Source organism: Flavobacterium sp. MFBS3-15, assembly GCF_026107645.2.
Lineage (GTDB): Bacteria > Bacteroidota > Bacteroidia > Flavobacteriales > Flavobacteriaceae > Flavobacterium.
Genome location: NZ_JAPCHV010000006.1, coordinates 96,923 through 113,397, shown reverse-complemented (window position 1 = coordinate 113,397; position 16,475 = coordinate 96,923). Strand labels below are relative to the sequence as shown.

At 47.8% G+C, this 16,475-nt stretch carries 13 protein-coding genes; 8 read left to right on the top strand and 5 right to left on the bottom strand.

What is annotated here, in order from left to right; translation table 11 throughout:
- The first annotated feature begins 36 nt into the window (after positions 1–36).
- From OGH69_RS06755 to OGH69_RS06725, 7 genes are all read left to right on the top strand, one after another.
- A complete protein-coding gene (locus tag OGH69_RS06755) occupies positions 37–903 on the top strand; it encodes a hypothetical protein (RefSeq protein ID WP_265173690.1) in 867 nt (288 codons plus the stop codon).
- Positions 904–976: 73 nt separating this feature from the next.
- Positions 977–2,110: a radical SAM family heme chaperone HemW gene (hemW, locus tag OGH69_RS06750; protein WP_265173689.1), complete on the top strand. Its 1,134-nt coding sequence runs from the start codon at positions 977–979 to the stop codon at positions 2,108–2,110.
- A 146-nt stretch (positions 2,111–2,256) separates the two neighbouring features.
- Positions 2,257–3,021, top strand: coding sequence for a cyclase family protein (locus tag OGH69_RS06745; RefSeq protein ID WP_265173688.1), 765 nt, complete (start codon positions 2,257–2,259; stop codon positions 3,019–3,021).
- Positions 3,018–3,377, top strand: coding sequence for a DUF4260 domain-containing protein (locus OGH69_RS06740; protein ID WP_265173687.1), 360 nt, complete (start codon positions 3,018–3,020; stop codon positions 3,375–3,377). The genes OGH69_RS06745 and OGH69_RS06740 overlap by 4 nt, the downstream gene beginning before the upstream one ends.
- Positions 3,374–3,745 carry an MmcQ/YjbR family DNA-binding protein gene (locus OGH69_RS06735; protein WP_265173686.1) on the top strand — a complete coding sequence of 124 codons (372 nt, stop codon included), beginning with the start codon at positions 3,374–3,376 and terminating at the stop codon, positions 3,743–3,745. Before OGH69_RS06740 ends, OGH69_RS06735 begins: the two co-directional genes overlap by 4 nt.
- A 47-nt stretch (positions 3,746–3,792) precedes the next feature.
- Positions 3,793–4,542: a PH domain-containing protein gene (locus OGH69_RS06730; RefSeq protein ID WP_265173685.1), complete on the top strand. Its 750-nt coding sequence runs from the start codon at positions 3,793–3,795 to the stop codon at positions 4,540–4,542.
- Between the two features lie 53 nt (positions 4,543–4,595).
- Positions 4,596–5,021, top strand: a complete 426-nt coding sequence (locus OGH69_RS06725; RefSeq protein WP_265173684.1) for a 3-hydroxyacyl-ACP dehydratase FabZ family protein — start codon at positions 4,596–4,598, stop codon at positions 5,019–5,021.
- A 69-nt stretch (positions 5,022–5,090) separates the two neighbouring features.
- On the opposite strand, the gene OGH69_RS06720 is transcribed toward OGH69_RS06725, so the two are convergent.
- A complete protein-coding gene (locus tag OGH69_RS06720) occupies positions 5,091–7,142 on the bottom strand; it encodes a M43 family zinc metalloprotease (protein ID WP_265173683.1) in 2,052 nt (683 codons plus the stop codon).
- A 92-nt stretch (positions 7,143–7,234) separates the two neighbouring features.
- A complete protein-coding gene (locus OGH69_RS06715; RefSeq protein ID WP_265173682.1) occupies positions 7,235–8,020 on the bottom strand; it encodes a DUF3050 domain-containing protein in 786 nt (261 codons plus the stop codon).
- Between the two features lie 320 nt (positions 8,021–8,340).
- On the opposite strand from OGH69_RS06715, the gene OGH69_RS06710 reads away from it, so the two are divergent.
- A complete protein-coding gene (locus OGH69_RS06710; RefSeq protein WP_265173681.1) occupies positions 8,341–10,359 on the top strand; it encodes a M43 family zinc metalloprotease in 2,019 nt (672 codons plus the stop codon).
- A 79-nt stretch (positions 10,360–10,438) separates the two neighbouring features.
- Here the strand turns inward: OGH69_RS06710 and OGH69_RS06705 are convergent, their stop codons facing one another.
- The 3 genes from OGH69_RS06705 to OGH69_RS06695 all read right to left on the bottom strand — a co-directional run bounded on the left by OGH69_RS06705 (position 10,439) and on the right by OGH69_RS06695 (position 16,475).
- Positions 10,439–11,617 (bottom strand): acyl-CoA dehydrogenase family protein, encoded by a 1,179-nt coding sequence (locus OGH69_RS06705; protein WP_265173680.1) that lies wholly within the window; start codon positions 11,615–11,617, stop codon positions 10,439–10,441.
- A gap of 212 nt (positions 11,618–11,829) precedes the next feature.
- Positions 11,830–13,266, bottom strand: a complete 1,437-nt coding sequence (locus tag OGH69_RS06700) for a TolC family protein (RefSeq protein ID WP_372339333.1) — start codon at positions 13,264–13,266, stop codon at positions 11,830–11,832.
- Positions 13,266–16,475 (bottom strand): efflux RND transporter permease subunit, encoded by a 3,210-nt coding sequence (locus OGH69_RS06695; protein ID WP_265173679.1) that lies wholly within the window; start codon positions 16,473–16,475, stop codon positions 13,266–13,268. The genes OGH69_RS06700 and OGH69_RS06695 overlap by 1 nt, the downstream gene beginning before the upstream one ends.

The following is a 16,475-nucleotide window of genomic DNA, read 5'->3' as shown; positions in this document are numbered from 1 at the left end:
GCGTTTATCACACATAAATCTAACCAATTCAATTTTATGAAAACACTCAAGAATGCATTATTTGTAATGTTTGTTGCACTTATGGCCTCCTGCTCTTCGGATGATTCTGATCCGGTTGACAACAACCCTGGCAACGAAGACCAGTCTTTTGAATACAGCCTGAATGGCACAGAAGTTCCAATGACCATTTATGGCGGCTACATCAGCGGTGAACAGATATTCGTTTCTGCGGGCGCAGCTGATGGACGGTCAATTCAGTTGACTTTCAATGTATTTGGCGACATCGCAACAGCGACATCCTTCTCTACGCAGGGCAACGTCAATAGTTATATGAACCATTACTTCTTCAAAGAAAACTATTTTGATTTCGAGATGGTATCGCTTGACAACAACCAGGTAAAGGCAAATTTTTCCGGCAAGCTTTATGATGACCAGTACGATCTGGACAGTGATTTTGTGACTGTTGAAGGCAGCTTTGTAATCGACCTTACCAACACCCCGCCACCAATAGACGGACTGACTGTTTCTGCAACAGTAAATGGCAACGCATGGCACGAGGTAGAAGGAGGCACTACTTCAGGCAGTTCATATTCGCTATTTTCTAATAGTGATAATGAGTACAGCTTTTCGTTCTTAATCGATCCCGGCACAATAGCTGTTGGCAACAACACGTTCAATGCCAACTCAGAAGTGAATAAAGTTGTGGTTTACAAATACAACACAGCATTAGGCTACGAGGAAGAACTGGTGTCCAACAATGGTACATTCAACATCACTTCAAAAACGACTGTGGGGAACTTTACGGTTATTGAAGGTACTTTTACGGTAAATGCCGAACATCCCGAAACAGGTGCAGACGTAACCGTTACAAACGGACAGTTCAAGATAGCATACGATTTTTAACCTGTCACCGGCAAGTTATCAGGCCCCGTTTCGACGGGGCTTTTTTATGGAAAAAAGGCCGTAGCTTTGCAGCATGGCGGGCATTTACATCCACATTCCTTTTTGCAGGCAGGCATGCCATTACTGCGACTTTCATTTTTCGACCTCGATGAAAAAACGGGACGAAATGGTTGCGGCCCTGGCCAAAGAGATCGTACTACGCAAGGGAGAATTTGCCAATGAAACGGTTGAAACGATTTATTTCGGCGGCGGCACACCCTCAGTACTGTCGAATGAAGAAATCGACCTGCTTATCGATACCGTTTATCAAAACTATGCCGTATCGGAAAGCCCGGAGATCACCCTCGAAGCCAATCCGGATGACTTATCAACGGAAAGGATCATCCAAATCTCAAAAAGCAAAGTCAACCGCCTGAGCATTGGCGTACAGTCTTTTTTTGAAGAAGACCTCAGGCTGATGAACCGCGCCCACAATGCCACACAGGCCGAAAACTGCATTGCCGAAGCCGTAAAGCATTTCGACAACATTTCCATCGACCTCATTTATGGAACACCCGGTATGGGCAACAGCCGCTGGCTGGAAAATGTCGACAAGGCCTTATCGTTTGGCATCCCGCACATTTCGAGCTACGCGCTTACGGTAGAGCCAAAAACCGCATTGCACACGCTGGTACAAAAAGGAATCGTTTCCCCTCCCAGCGATGAAGCTGCACAGGAGCAGTTCTCGCTTTTGACAGAAAAGCTGGAAAGCAGCGGATTTGTGCATTATGAACTCTCCAACTTTGGCAGGGAAGGTTATTTTTCAAAGAACAATACCGCCTACTGGCTCGGCAAAAAATACATCGGCATAGGCCCGTCGGCACACAGCTATAACGGCACGCACCGCAGCTGGAACATTGCCAACAACGCCCTTTACCTGAAACGCATCGGCGAAGGCAGCCTGCCATCGGAAACCGAAAAGCTTACCCCTGCCGACCGTTATAATGAATATGTCATGACCGGATTACGCACGATTTGGGGTATATCGTTAGACCGTGTGGAAAAAGAGCTCGGCGCGTTATACCGTACCCATCTGGAGAAAGAAGCCGCCAAATTCATTGTGCAGGGACTGCTTGCCAACGACAATGGCATCCTGAAAACCACCAAAAGCGGAAAGTTTTTGGCCGACGGCATTGCAAGTGACCTGTTTTTCCTAAATTTGGATTGAACTTAAACCACTTCCCTTTAAGTAAAGCCGTCGTGTGTCATTTCGACCGAAGTGCAGCGTAGTGGAGAAATCTCAAATACGTCACAGACAGAGATTTCTCCTGTCGTCGAAATGACAAATTGAATGGATACTGAAGGGACATATTTATGAAAGCAACCCTAACCCATAATAACGCACCCTTCGAAGTTGACCTGTCACACCCCATAGACATCTCTATCCCGCTGACCAACAGCGACAGCAACCCCATAGCGTGGTATCTGGACAAGCCGGTTATCGAACCGGTAAAAATGGGCGACTGGACCGGCAAGGTGAGTGCGGGCGCGTCGACCAACTTCAATAATATATTCTTCAATCCGCACGGGCACGGCACGCATACCGAATGCCTTGGCCACATCACCAAAGATTTCTACAGCATCAACCAGGCGCTGAAACAGTTCTTTTTTGTGGCAGAAGTGGTTTCGGTACAGCCGGAAGTGCAGGGGGAAGATTTTGTCATTACGAAAGTGCAGATCGAAAAAGCCCTTGACGGCAAAAAGCCCGAGGCCATCATCATCCGTACGCTGCCGAATGACGCGGACAAAAAATCGAAGAATTACAGCAATACCAACCCGCCCTATCTTGAGGAAGCTGCGACATTGTTTATCCGCGAATGCGGGATAAGGCACCTGCTTATCGACCTGCCTAGCGTAGACCGCGAGAATGACGAAGGCAGGCTGGTCTCGCACAAGGCTTTCTGGAATGTAACCGATGTAAACCACCTCAACACCGATGCCCGACACGATGCCACCATAACCGAGATGATATATGTACCCGATGCGGTAGCGGATGGCGCATACCTGCTCAACCTGCAGATCGCCTCGTTTGAGAATGATGCCAGCCCGAGCAAGCCGGTTTTATATAAAATATCATGAATACACTTATAAAACTTGAGGAGGCAGCACTCTTCGCTTTAGGGATTTACCTTTTCAGCCTGTTGGGTTTTGAATGGTGGTGGTTTGCGGCTTTGCTATTGGCACCCGACCTCTCGATGCTGGGGTACCTTGGGGGGAATAAAGCCGGCGCCCGGGCTTACAATTTTTTCCATCACCGGGGCATCGCCATTGCGGTTTACCTATTGGGTATTTATACCCTGAATGAATGGCTGCAGCTTACAGGGGTAATGCTTTTTACCCACTCCTCTATGGACAGGCTATTTGGGTACGGGCTCAAATACGAAAAAGGGTTTAAATTTACCCATTTGGGAAATCTGGAAAATAAGAAACAATGACCATACAGGATTTCTATGATTACTGCCTCTCGAAAAAAGGCGTTACCGAGCATTTTCCTTTTGATGAAGATACGCTGGTGTTTAAAGTCGGGGGCAAGATGTTTGCGCTTTCTTCACTTTCGCAGTGGGAAAAGAATGAACCATCCGTCAACCTGAAGTGCGACCCCGAAAGGGCTTTGGAACTCCGCGCGGAATACGACTCCATAAACCCCGGCTACCACATGAGTAAGGTGCACTGGAATACCATAGACGTAAATGGCGATGTACCGCAAAAGCTGCTGCTGGAACTGATAAGCCATTCATACGAACTGGTTTTTAACAGCCTGACTAAAAAAGTGCAAGCCGAAATATTGCAAAAAGATAATTAGGATTTTTCGGCCGACTTTGTAACTTTGAAACATCAACTATTTAACTGATGAGAGAGCATATAAAAAATTTCCTCAATGAGGAGCAGGACCCTAAAGCGGTAGAGAAAATCACGTCGAAGATAAGCGACATACTCATGCGCAATGAGGAAATCGGCTACATAGGCGTGCAGAAAAAGCCTGCCATCAATGTTTTCCCGGACAGCATTGTGCTTACCAATAAGCGGATCATCATCTGCAAGCCGAAGAACCTTGGCCTTTCGATGGATTTTACCGATTACCCATGGACGGCAGTTACCGGCACTTTCGTAAAGGAAAACATATTGGGATCTGAATTCTCATTCAACACCAATACGGACCTTACGGTTTCGATAGATTATATACCAAAGATACAGGCGCGCAAGATCAACACCTTTGCCAAAGAACAGCTGGAGCTTTTGAAAGAAGCAGCCTCACCTGCCAGCCCGCAGACTTCGATACAGCCTGAGCCTGTAATAATCGAACCTACTGTAATTGCACCTGTTGAACCTGCAGAAGAAATTGAGGAAGTGGAAACCGAAGAGGTAAACGACTTTGCCGAGATCATAACCCCGGGATTACAGCCATCGGCTCCTGTGTATACGGAAGCACCTGCCCCGGTGGAAGAAGAGAAACCGGCAGCCAAACCGGAAGGACTTGCCGGACTGAGCAAAGAAGAGCTTTTCGACAAGCTGCAGAACTACAAGAAACTGCTCGATAACGGGCTGATCCTGCAAGGTGAATATGATGCCTTTAAAAAGGAAATCCTTAGCCATTTATAAAACACAATCCCGATAGTATCGGGATTTTTACATTAACGCAAAACCATTTTGCCATGAGAGAAAACATTGAAGAACTGATACCGCACCGCGCGCCATTCCTTTTTGTGGACGAGATCGTGTCGGCTACCACTGAGGAAATAATCGCTACAATGACGTTTGAAGATAAAGCCGATGCACTACTGAAAGGCAGCTTCCCCGACTTCGACTACATTCCCGGCACCATACTCATAGAGTCGATGGCACAGGCAGGCGGGGCGGGCGTACGCCTGCTCGGCATAACCGATGGCATATTCGCACTGGTACAGATAGAATCGGCACAATTTTATGCCGGCGCAAGATTTGGCGAACAGATAAGGTATGTAGTAAAAAACGCGCGCCTGAGTGAAAAGATCATCAAGCAGGAAGGCAAAGCCTACATAGGCGACAACCTGATATTTGAGGCTTCGTGGATGTCCATCAAAATGGGTGAACGTAACTAAGGAACCTGCTTAATAAAAAATAAGAAACCCCGCCATTGGCGGGGTTCTTTGTATACAGAAACGAATGTTTTAGTATTTTATGAACTGTAGTGTTCTTGCGCTATCGCCCGAAGCTACTTTTACAAAGTATACGCCATTGGCATAACCTGAAATATTCAGTGACTGCGATGCTGATGTGAATTTACCCGCATCCATCACCTGCCCGAGGCTGTTGAATACCGTATAACCTTCAGGCAGCGCCATGTTTTGTGGCATTGCAATGTTCAGTACGCTGTTGGCCGGGTTCGGGAACAGGCTGATTGCATTAAGCCCTTTCGCCACATCGCCCATTCCAAGGCTGGTATCGATCCTGAACTCAAATTCTACCTGCTGTCCAAACTCACCGCCTTCTGCAATAACAGTACCGTCAGCAGTAGTAATGTTGTAATAACCTTCACCCCAGTCACAGCACATTCCGTCACCTCCAAAGTCAAATATGAGCAATCCGTAGCATTCGTTATTGCTTACCGGAACCGGAGTACTATGGAATTCATTATTTCCGTACAGCTCTCCTTCCAGCGTTAACAGGTCGATATTGCCCCCTATCTGCTCTCCGTTGCTATCAAAAACAACCCATATTGTTTCTGAACCATAATCATCAGTCATAATATTCACTATGATCTCATTGGTATTATATACCTGGACAATATTGAATGCCTGTGACTTGTTATCATTGGACGGAGCCTGATCTGTCCCGCCATTTAGCGTAACTATTGCTACATTAAATGTATGGCTGCCCGGCACTACAGTAAGGTTCGGCAATTGTATGGTAGCCTGCTGGCCTGCCGTAAGGTTTCCGGACCAGTTGTATATTACAGCCGTTTCTTCGTCTACACGGTAGCTGATGGCAGCAGATGTAAGTACTACATTTCCGGCATTTGAAAGCACCACCTGCGGAGTAATCAACGTACCGCATTCCGGGTTGATGCCCTGTATGTCCAATGAACCATCAAGGTCGAAAACTTCACCCGGCACACAGCCATTGGATGTGGTAAGCGATGTCCTCCTTGGAGAGTTGGCTAATACTGCCATCATCCTGTCCTTTTGGTTCAGGGTAAAGATGTTGTGGCAAATGTCGTCGGTATAATCCATGTAGTTCTGCACCATATCAAATCCATCATCGTTGGGGCATGAATCAAAACCGGGATCCGGGCACCCGCTGTTGGCGCTTGCAGCTACCGGCGTATCGGCACAAAAGTCGTTACCCATACATTCTTCTTCATCACCCCAAATATGCCTTAACCCAAAGAAGTGGCCTACCTCATGTGTGGTCGTACGGCCTTTATCCTGGCCGGGATTATAAAATCCATCCGGATAAATGTCAGACGAACCAAAGCAGTTGGCCGCAATTACAACACCATCGGTATTGGCTTCCTCGGAAAGGCTGCCACCGTCAAGGCCGGGAAGCCCGGACTGTTGCGGGAATTGCGCATAACCGGCAACAGCAAATATACCTTCGATTGCCATTTCGTTAACGACCCAAATATTGAGATAACGTGTAGGATCCCACTGGGTTTGGGTTTTAAGAACCTCGATATCCATAACGTCCCATCCATCATCAGAGCCGAGAGCATAACGGTTGATACCGGTGGTAAAAAGCCCTGCGGGGTCACGTTGTGCCAAACAGAATTCAATCTCCGCATCGGCACCTACAGGGTTTGTATTGTGCCCGGGGGTATTGAGCATTCTACGAAAATCCTGGTTTAACACCGTAATTTGGGAAAGTATTTGCTCATTGGCTATGTTCTCGTTTTCACCCACGGCGTCACCATTGTGTATCACGTGCACTACTACAGGTATAGTCACTACCTGATTAGTATTGAAAACGTTGGTATTTATGCTATTCATTTGCAGGCGGTTCAATTTCGCCTGGGCGGCTTTGGGCGCCATCCATTGTTCAAATTGCTGGGTGGTTGCCCTTTGCGGGTTTTTGCGTTTTAAAAGCGCTTCATACTCGGTAGAGCCGCATTTTGAATATTCAACCGGCCTGCCAAACCTTTTGGCGGGTTGCTGTGCTTTGGCTTCCGGCGATAAAAACAGGAATGCTGCCGCAATAGCAGCAATAGTAAATTTGTGTTTCATTGATTGATGCTTATTAAATTGTGCCGAAAATAGCTAAAAATATGTTATTTAGGTTACGATGACTAAAAAATCCCGGCTGTGCCGGGATTGATTCATATGGACGCAAGATCGTGCTGCAGTATATTATCTTCAATAGCATCCCAAAGTGCTATTCTTTTTTCCAGGGCCATCATTGATATTTCCTCTACTTCCTTCCACTTACGGGTATCGCTGCTGCAAAGTTCGGTAATCATCTGCATGGCCATAGGGCCGTGTTCGTCCGCATCCAGCTCAATATGGCGCTCAAAGTAATAGATAAGCTTATCCAGGTTCACTTCGGGGAAGTTTTGTTTAAAGCTTCTGAGTATCTCAGTAAACATCGACGGGATAAGGTCTTCGCGTCCAAAAGTAAAGGCGGCGGCAATTTCATGTGGCTTGCCTTCATCAATCACCCTGAAGGTAAAATCAAGGAACGCCTTTATGTCTTCATGCAAGCTACTTTTCCTGATGGAAACAAAAATATTCTGTGTCTCCACCACATCTTCAAGAAAAGCCTCCACTGCCGAAGTATCGGCGCCACAGGCCTTCATGGCATCAAGGTACATTTCGTAATGGCTCTGGCGCTTGCCCTCAGCATTCAGGTCGGTTTCCTCAGCCAAAACTATCTCGTTAATAAGGTAGCGTATTTCAGGATTGCCCACCGGGAGCCACGGCGTATTGGTACAGGTAAGCTTGGATTGCAGCGCCTTAAGGAGCGACATAAAATCCCAAACTGCATAGACATGCCCCTCGAGAAAATGCCTCAGGTCGTCAATGCTTTTTACCTTATTATATAAGGAGTGCTGTAACAACAGTTCCCTGTGTCGCAGAATGCTGTTGTTGATGGTAGAAATATTCATAGCAATAGTTTTTACAAATTTACGAAGTACGGCCTCAAGCTGCAACACCGATTTCTTCGTTTTAACTAAACACAAAAATAGTGCCTGACATTTCTTACATCAACGTAAATTTTCTTAAATTATTGAATCCGGAGCAGCAGTTTAAGATATACACGATGTCCGAAAAGGTTATTGTTGAAAACTTTTAATGAGGGTTTGATTTTTTTTATAGCTATGTCGTATTTGTTCAATTAGGATTTCACACAAGTATTGATTTTTGTTATAAAGCCAATCGTCCGCTATTACGAATTGGCAAATCATTAAATCAAAAAACATAAACCATGGAGAATTCTACTTTTAAAAAAGGCATGCTTTTCCTTTCCGCCTTACTGTCTGTAGGAGTACTTGCGCAGGAACGGCAGCAAACCCCAAAACAATTTGGCCCGCCGCCCCAATGCGGCACCACCGAATATGAAACCTATCTGCAGCAGCGCAACCCCAACCGTTCAACGACTGGACAATTTGAACAATGGCTGGCACCGAAAGTGAATGCCATAAAAAACAATAGATTGAGAAGAAATGGCAACACGACCGACAACAACGTACAGATACCCGTTGTAGTTCACATTGTACACAATGGTGATGCTTTGGGAGTAAATGAGAACATTACCGACGCGCAGGTGCTTTCACAAATCGAGGTACTCAACCAGGATTATCGCAGGATTGCCGGCACACCGGGATATAATGAGAACCCTGTAGGCGCCGATACCGGCATCACCTTCTGCCTGGCACAGCAGGATCCTCAAGGCCGACCTACTACGGGAATCATACGTCACCAGTATAATTTTCCGGCGTGGGAAATGAATGCCATTGAAACTGTCCTTAAACCGGAAACGCATTGGGATACATCGTTATACCTTAATGTCTGGATTGTAAGTGACATACTCCTGTTCGGCACACCTGCGCTGAAAGGCTATGCACAACTACCTGAGGACCTTCAGGAATTGGATGGCTTGCCTTACCAGGGAAAAACAGAGGAAACGGATGGAGTGGTAATCGCTGCGCGTTTTTTCGGTTCACCTGCAATTTATCCGCAAGGAAACTATGCTGCCGGGACTTTTGGAAGGACAGCTACCCACGAGATAGGCCATTTCCTGGGGCTTAGGCACATATGGGGAGATGGTGGCTGCGACATAGATGATTTTTGTGAAGACACCCCTGTTGCAAGTGGCCCAACACAAGGCAACTGCCCAGCAGGTAAGGACTCTTGCCTTGATAATCCGGGAATGGACATGATAGAGAACTACATGGACTACTCTTCCGAGACGTGCATGAACGTTTTTACCCAGGATCAAAAAGACCGCATCCATGCCGTACTCGCCCATTCTCCACGAAGGGCATCGCTTGCGGTATCACAGGCTTGCACACCCGTTGAAGAAAGGGTAAACGACGGATCGCTTGAAATACAAGGTATTGATGTAGTGGCCTGCAGTGCCGATGCCGTACCGGAAGTTCTCATCTATAACGCAGGAACGTCAGCAATAACATCGGCTGTTATTACTTATTGGGCAGACAATGACACTCCTGCCACCTATAACTGGACCGGAAGCCTTGCGCCCGGCACTGATACCGTAGCAGAACTACCTGCAATAACCGCTATACCCGGCGGCCACATACTGCATGTTAGCCTTACTACCGTAAACGGTGAAGACGATGAGAACGGATTTAACGACAACAAAAACAAGACCTTCATCACTGCTCCGGTAACTGATGCTGATGAAGTGACCATAACCGTGACACAGGATATATTTGGTGCCGACATTACATGGCAATTGAAAAATAGCTTTAATGTGGTTGTTGCCTCCGGCGGGCCGTATCAGGATCTGGAAGTTCCTGTAACACCATTCCCTACCTATACGCAAACGGTAGCCATTGAAGAAGGGCATTGCTATACCTTTACAATAAACGACTCCTTTGGAGACGGTATATGCTGTGACCTAGGTTACGGAAACTATACAATTTCTGCCGGTAATATACTCCTTGCAAGAGGCGCCACCTATACCACTTCAGACACAAGGGTATTTAAGGTAAGCGGGGTGCTGGGCAACCAAAATTCAGTGAATGCACAAGGCATCACCCTGTTCCCTAACCCGGCACACACAATGATTAACCTTAAAATGGACAATCCGGCTGAAGCCGCAACGTATGCGATATACAATAACCTTGGCCAGTTGGTGGGCAAAGGGAAGATTGAGTCGGACGGGCAGGGCATCGACATTGCAAATTATGCCAATGGTGTGTATTCAATAAAGGTAGACGACGGCAATGCAACTCAATCGCTGCGTTTCATAAAGCAATAATTTTAACTAACTCAATTCTTTTTAAACTGAAAATCCCATCGAAATGATGGGATTTTCTATATATAAAGGTTATCCTTTCTTATTTAAAAGCCGCGAAACCTGTCACGTCCATACCTGTGATAAGCAGGTGGATGTCGTGTGTACCTTCGTAGGTAACCACACTTTCAAGGTTCATCATGTGGCGCATGATGGAGTATTCGCCGGTAATACCCATACCGCCCAGCATCTGGCGTGCATCACGGGCAATGGTAAGCGCCATGTCTACGTTATTACGCTTGGCCATAGATATTTGTGCTGATGTTGCCTTGCCTTCGTTACGAAGCACACCCAGTCTCCACGTCAGGAGCTGCGCCTTAGTAATCTCAGTAATCATTTCGGCAAGTTTCTTCTGCTGCAGCTGTGTCGCCCCGATAGGTTTGTCGAACTGGATACGCTCTTTCGAGTAGCGAAGCGCGGTATCGTAACAGTCCATTGCCGCACCGATGGCACCCCATGCGATGCCGTAACGGGCAGAGTCAAGGCACCCCAGCGGCCCGCCCAATCCCGACTTGTTAGGAAGCAGGTTTTCTTTAGGTACTTTTACGTTGTCGAATATAAGCTCGCCTGTAGCCGAAGCCCTGAGCGACCATTTGTTATGTGTTTCGGGAGTCGTGAAGCCTTCCATGCCACGCTCTACGATAAGCCCGTGGATGCGGCCTTCCTCGTCCTTAGCCCATACCACCGCAATGTCAGCAAATGGTGCATTGGATATCCACATTTTGGCACCGTTCAGCAAGTAATGGTCACCCATATCCCTAAAGTTGGTGATCATACCTCCGGGGTTCGAACCATAGTCCGGCTCGGTAAGGCCGAAACAGCCCATGAATTCGCCTGAGGCAAGCTTAGGCAGGTATTTCATACGCTGCTCTTCGTTACCGTATTTCCAAATCGGGTACATTACCAGTGACGACTGTACGGAAGCTGTAGAACGCACACCGCTGTCGCCCCTTTCGATTTCCTGCATGATAAGCCCGTAAGAGATCTGGTCAAGGCCTGCGCCTCCATATTCTTCAGGGATATAAGGGCCAAAGGCACCGATGTCGGCAAGGCCTTTGATGATCTGTGTTGGGAATTCCGCCTTTTGGGCATAGTCCTCTATTATTGGGGAAACTTCACGCTTAACCCACTCACGGGCAGCGTCGCGCACCATTTTATGCTCGTCTGTCAGCAATTCGTCCAACAGGTAGTAGTCAGGTGCCTGGAAAAGATCAGGTTTCATGATAATTTGTTTTGTTGGAGGCAAAAGTAGCGAAGTATTCTAACAATTCAATAAAAATTTGTTGCGATTTTTATTGATTATTAAACAATTCTCTTATCTCGAATCAGATATGTTGTGCAAAAAACAAAATGCTGAAAATCGCATTCTTGTAAAAAAAAGAAGCCCCCGCAACCCGCGGAGGCTTCACCCTCAAACCAACTAAACAAAAGTATTTAGTTCCATCCGCCGCCCAGTGAGCGGTAGATGGCAACCATCGCTTCCATCTGCTGCAATTTTGTCTCTATCAGGTCGAACTTCGATTCCAGTGCGTCGCGCTGTGTCATCAGTACTTCCATATAGTCCGCCCTGGCCGACTTGAACAGGTCGTTGGAAATGTTTACCGACTGGTTCAGCGCTTCCACTTCCTGCGCCTTAAGGCCGTAGCTCTTTTCGAGGTTGCCCACACGCGAAAGCTGGTTGGCTACCTCTATATAGGAGTTCAGGATGGCTTTCTCGTAGTTGTATACCGCCTGCACCTGCTTGTTGTTGGCACTGTAGTACTCAGCCTTGATAGCATTCCTGTTGATGAGCGGCGCCATAAGGTCGCCCGCAAAGTTATACATCAGCGACTGCGGCTTGAAAATATACGACGGGTTAAACGCCTGGTATCCTATTCCTGCCGAGATGCCTATCGAAGGATAAAACCTTGCCCTGGCTACTTTCACATCCAGCTTGGCGGCCATGAGGTCAAGTTCTGCCTGGCGGATGTCCGGCCTGTTGGCAAGCAGCTGCGAAGGCAATCCTGTTTGTACTGCTGCCGGAACAAGGTCGGTGAAGGCTTGGGTACTGCGCTCTACATGCTGTGGGAAACGGCCCACCAGGAAGTTGATCCTGTTCTCCGTCTCCACAATCTTCTGCTGTATATCGTATTGCAGGCTCTGCGTATTGAGCACCTGCGCACGGAAACGCTGTACGGCCAATTCGGTCACCCTTGCCGATTCCTTTTGCAGCTTTACGATCTCAAGGGCATTGTTTTGGATGCCGATGTTCTGCTGTACGATAGCCAGTTGGTTGTCCAGTGCCAGCAGTTCGTAATAGGAACTGGCTATTTCCCCGATAAGGTTGGTCACCATGAAGTTCCTTCCTTCTATGCTAGCAAGATAACGGTTCACGGCCGCCTTTTTCGAGTTGCGCAGCTTCTTCCAAATGTCCAGCTCCCAGTTGGCCTGCAATCCCAGCCTGTAGTCCTGCAACGGCTCGGGCATTTCCTTACCTGGCCTTATGTCGGTTGTGGCCTCCATTGCACCTATATTAGTGTAGCGCGCCACTTTATCCACACCGGCACCGGCACCAAGGCCTACGAACGGGAGATATTCCCCTTTACGGGCACGGATTTCGTTCTTCGAGATTTCGATTTCCTGCATCGTGATGTTCAGCTCCTGATTGTTCTTCAGGGCAACATCAATCAGTGCGGCAAGATTCGGATCGGTAAAGTAGTCCTTCCATTTAATCGTAGCAGTGTTGGTGCTGTCCAGGGAGTTGTTTGCATAACTTGCAGGTACATTTTTATTTTCCTCGCGCTGAGCGATCCCCGGCGTTTTGCACGATGTAACGCTTACTGCCACCAATGCGGCAAAAAAGCCTGTATATATTATCTTCTTAACCATCATTATTCAGTTTCTTTGGATTGGTCGGGTTCTTCCCTGTGTGAAAAATCGTCTATCTGGTGCACGAATGAATCGGAAAGCGAGCTGTCCTCTTCGTACTTGATGAGCTTCCTGCCATCGGCCAGCGATCCGAAGATGTAGTACAAGCCCGGCACAATGATCACCCCGAATACGGTTCCAAAAAGCATACCGCCCAACGCCGCGCCACCAATGGTCTTGTTACCGATGGCACCTGCCCCATGCGCTATCAACAGCGGTATCAAACCGGCGATGAATGCGAACGATGTCATCAGGATCGGACGGAAACGCACCTTGGCACCTTCAATGGCGGCTTCAAGTATCGTAAAGCCCTCGTGGCGCTTCTGGACGGCGAACTCTACTATAAGTACCGCGTTCTTACCCAGGAGCCCGACAAGCATGATAAGCCCGATCTGCGCGTAGATGTTGTTTTCCAGTCCCATCATCTGGAGCACAAGGAATGTACCGAATACCCCTACAGGAAGCGAGAATACAACCGCCATCGGAATGATGAAGCTTTCGTACTGTGCCGCAAGAACAAAATAAACAAACGCCAGTACGATCAGGAAGATATACACCGACTCGTTGCCGCGGCTGGCTTCGTCATACGAAAGGCCTTCCCATGCAATATCATAGCCTTTAGGCAGTTTTTCGGAAACCTCTTTTACAGCGGCAATGGCATCGGCTGTGGTATAGCCTTTTGCCGGAAGCCCCTGTATGGCGGCCGAGTTGTACATATTATAGCGTGTAATCTCGTTAGGGCCCTGACCTTTTACCAGCTTCATGAAAGCCGAGTACGGTACCATTTCGCCCTTATCATTCTTCACAAACATATTAAGGATGTCCGATGGCAGTCTCCTGAACTTGGGATCCGACTGCACATACACCTTAAAGAAACGGTTGAACTTGATGAAGCCCTGCTCATAGGTACTACCCACCATGATGTTAAGGTTCTCCATTGCATCGCCTATGGATACGCCTTTCTGCATCGCAAGGTCGTTGTCTATTTCCAGTTCATACTGCGGATAGTTGGCTGCAAAGAAGGTAAACAAACCTGTCAACTCTTTACGCTTGCCCAGCTCGTCCATAAACTGCTTGTTCACTTTATCAAAGTCGGCATAATCCGTAGTCGTGTTCTTATCCAGAAGGCGCATTGAGAAACCACCTGATGAACCAAAGCCCGGAATGGCCGGCGGCTCGAAAAACTCTATCTTGGCGCCAAGGCCACGTGTCTTTTCTTCCAGCTCTTCCATCACCTCAACCACGGTGTGCTCCCTGTCGGACCACGGCTTCAGGTTGATAAGGCAGGTACCGGCGTTCGATCCGCGGCCTTCAGTCATGATCTCATAACCGGCAAGCGATGATACTGATTCTACTCCATCCACCTCTTCACAAATCTTCTGCAGCCGTTGCGAAACCATGTTGGTCGTTTCCAGCGTAGAGCCGGGAGGCGTCTGGATGATAGCATAAATGGTACCCTGGTCTTCACTCGGGATGAAGCCCGAAGGAAGAATTTTGGTCATGTAGAATGTTCCTGCACAGAAAGCGAGAAGCACCCCGAAGGTCACTACTTTCCTGTTCACGATAAGCCTAAGCAAACCAACATATTTGCCGGTCATCTTATCAAAGCCCTGGTTGAATTTATCAAGGCCTTTTGTCAATATATTTTTTTTGCGCTCGTGGCCGTGGTGGTTTTTAAGCAATATGGCACACAATACGGGAGTAAGGGTAAGTGCGACGATAGCCGAAATTACGATCGAGCTCGCCATGGTGATCGAGAACTGCCGGTAAAACGTACCCACCGGGCCCGACATGAACGAGATAGGCAGGAATACCGAAACCATTACTGCAGTGATCGCTATGATGGCACCACTGATCTCGCCCAATACTTTTTTCACAGCATTGTACGGCGTAATGTGTGGGTCTTCCTCAAATTTGGCGTGCACCGCCTCGACGACGACTATGGCGTCATCTACCACGATACCGATGGCCAATACCAATGCGAACAGCGTAACAAGGTTGATGGACAGCCCAAACAATTGCATGGCAAAGAATGCCCCGATGAGCGATACCGGAACCGCCAATATCGGGATAAGCGTCGATCGCCAGTCACCCAGGAAGATGAACACGACTATTGCTACCAGGATGAATGCATCCCTTAATGTATGGATTACCTGCTCTATAGACGCATCAAGGAACTGCGATACGTCATAACTGATTTTATAGTCCATTCCCGGCGGGAAGGTTTCCTTCATTTCCTCGAGCCTGGCTTTTACAGCCGCAATTACATCCGTCGCGTTACTGCCGTAGTTCTGCTTCAATACTATAGAAGCCGAAGGATGCCCGTCAAGGTTCGAATAAATATCAAAGAACTCACTGCCCAACTCGGCCTTGCCGATGTCTTTCAATCGGATGGCCTCACCGCTTGAGTTGGCACGCACAATTACATTTTCATATTCGGATGGTTCGCTGAAACGGCCTTTATAAGTCAAAACATATTCGAGCGATTGTGCCTGGATACCGGAACTCTGTCCTATACGGCCCGGACGGCCTACGATGCTCTGCTCGCCAAGGGCTTTCATCACCTCATCGACAGAAATGTTGTAGGCCCTCATTCTGTCAGGGTTCAGCCAGATGCGCATCGCGTAGGTACGGCTACCCAATATCTGCGTACGCCCTACCCCTTTGATACGGTTGATCTCGGGGATCATGTTCACGTTGGCATAGTTGTACAGGAACTTCTCATCCATGCTCTTGTCCTTGGCATAGAGGTTCACATACATAAGCATACTCGGCTGGATAGGCGTAATTACCACACCTTCCTTCTGCACAAGCTCGGGTAGCAGCGGCATTACCTGGTCAACCCTCGTTTTCACACGGATAACCGCCTGGTTAGGGTCGGTGCCCGGTTCAAAAATCACCCTTAGTGTGGCCTCGCCCGCACTGGTGGCATCGGTAGCAACATAGCGTGCATCCTGCACACCGTTGATGGCATTCTCTAAGGTAATAAGCGTAGACTTTACCAGTACATCCGCACTCGCGCCCGGATAAGCGATAAAGATATTTACTGTGGTAGGCGCAATTTCGGGGAATTGCGAGGTAGGCAGGCTGAATATGGACAGCGTACCTACAAATACGATCATGATGGATATAACGATCGCAAATACAGGCCTGTGTATAAACTTGCTAAACAT

Coding starts and splice junctions, on each gene's coding strand:
- OGH69_RS06755 (WP_265173690.1), top strand. CDS start 37: ATGAAAACACTCAAGAATGCATTATTTGTAATGTTTGTTGCACTTATG.
- hemW (WP_265173689.1), top strand. CDS start 977: ATGGCGGGCATTTACATCCACATTCCTTTTTGCAGGCAGGCATGCCAT.
- OGH69_RS06745 (WP_265173688.1), top strand. CDS start 2,257: ATGAAAGCAACCCTAACCCATAATAACGCACCCTTCGAAGTTGACCTG.
- OGH69_RS06740 (WP_265173687.1), top strand. CDS start 3,018: ATGAATACACTTATAAAACTTGAGGAGGCAGCACTCTTCGCTTTAGGG.
- OGH69_RS06735 (WP_265173686.1), top strand. CDS start 3,374: ATGACCATACAGGATTTCTATGATTACTGCCTCTCGAAAAAAGGCGTT.
- OGH69_RS06730 (WP_265173685.1), top strand. CDS start 3,793: ATGAGAGAGCATATAAAAAATTTCCTCAATGAGGAGCAGGACCCTAAA.
- OGH69_RS06725 (WP_265173684.1), top strand. CDS start 4,596: ATGAGAGAAAACATTGAAGAACTGATACCGCACCGCGCGCCATTCCTT.
- OGH69_RS06720 (WP_265173683.1), bottom strand. CDS start 7,142: ATGAAACACAAATTTACTATTGCTGCTATTGCGGCAGCATTCCTGTTT.
- OGH69_RS06715 (WP_265173682.1), bottom strand. CDS start 8,020: ATGAATATTTCTACCATCAACAACAGCATTCTGCGACACAGGGAACTG.
- OGH69_RS06710 (WP_265173681.1), top strand. CDS start 8,341: ATGGAGAATTCTACTTTTAAAAAAGGCATGCTTTTCCTTTCCGCCTTA.
- OGH69_RS06705 (WP_265173680.1), bottom strand. CDS start 11,617: ATGAAACCTGATCTTTTCCAGGCACCTGACTACTACCTGTTGGACGAA.
- OGH69_RS06700 (WP_372339333.1), bottom strand. CDS start 13,266: ATGATGGTTAAGAAGATAATATATACAGGCTTTTTTGCCGCATTGGTG.
- OGH69_RS06695 (WP_265173679.1), bottom strand. CDS start 16,475: ATGTTTAGCAAGTTTATACACAGGCCTGTATTTGCGATCGTTATATCC.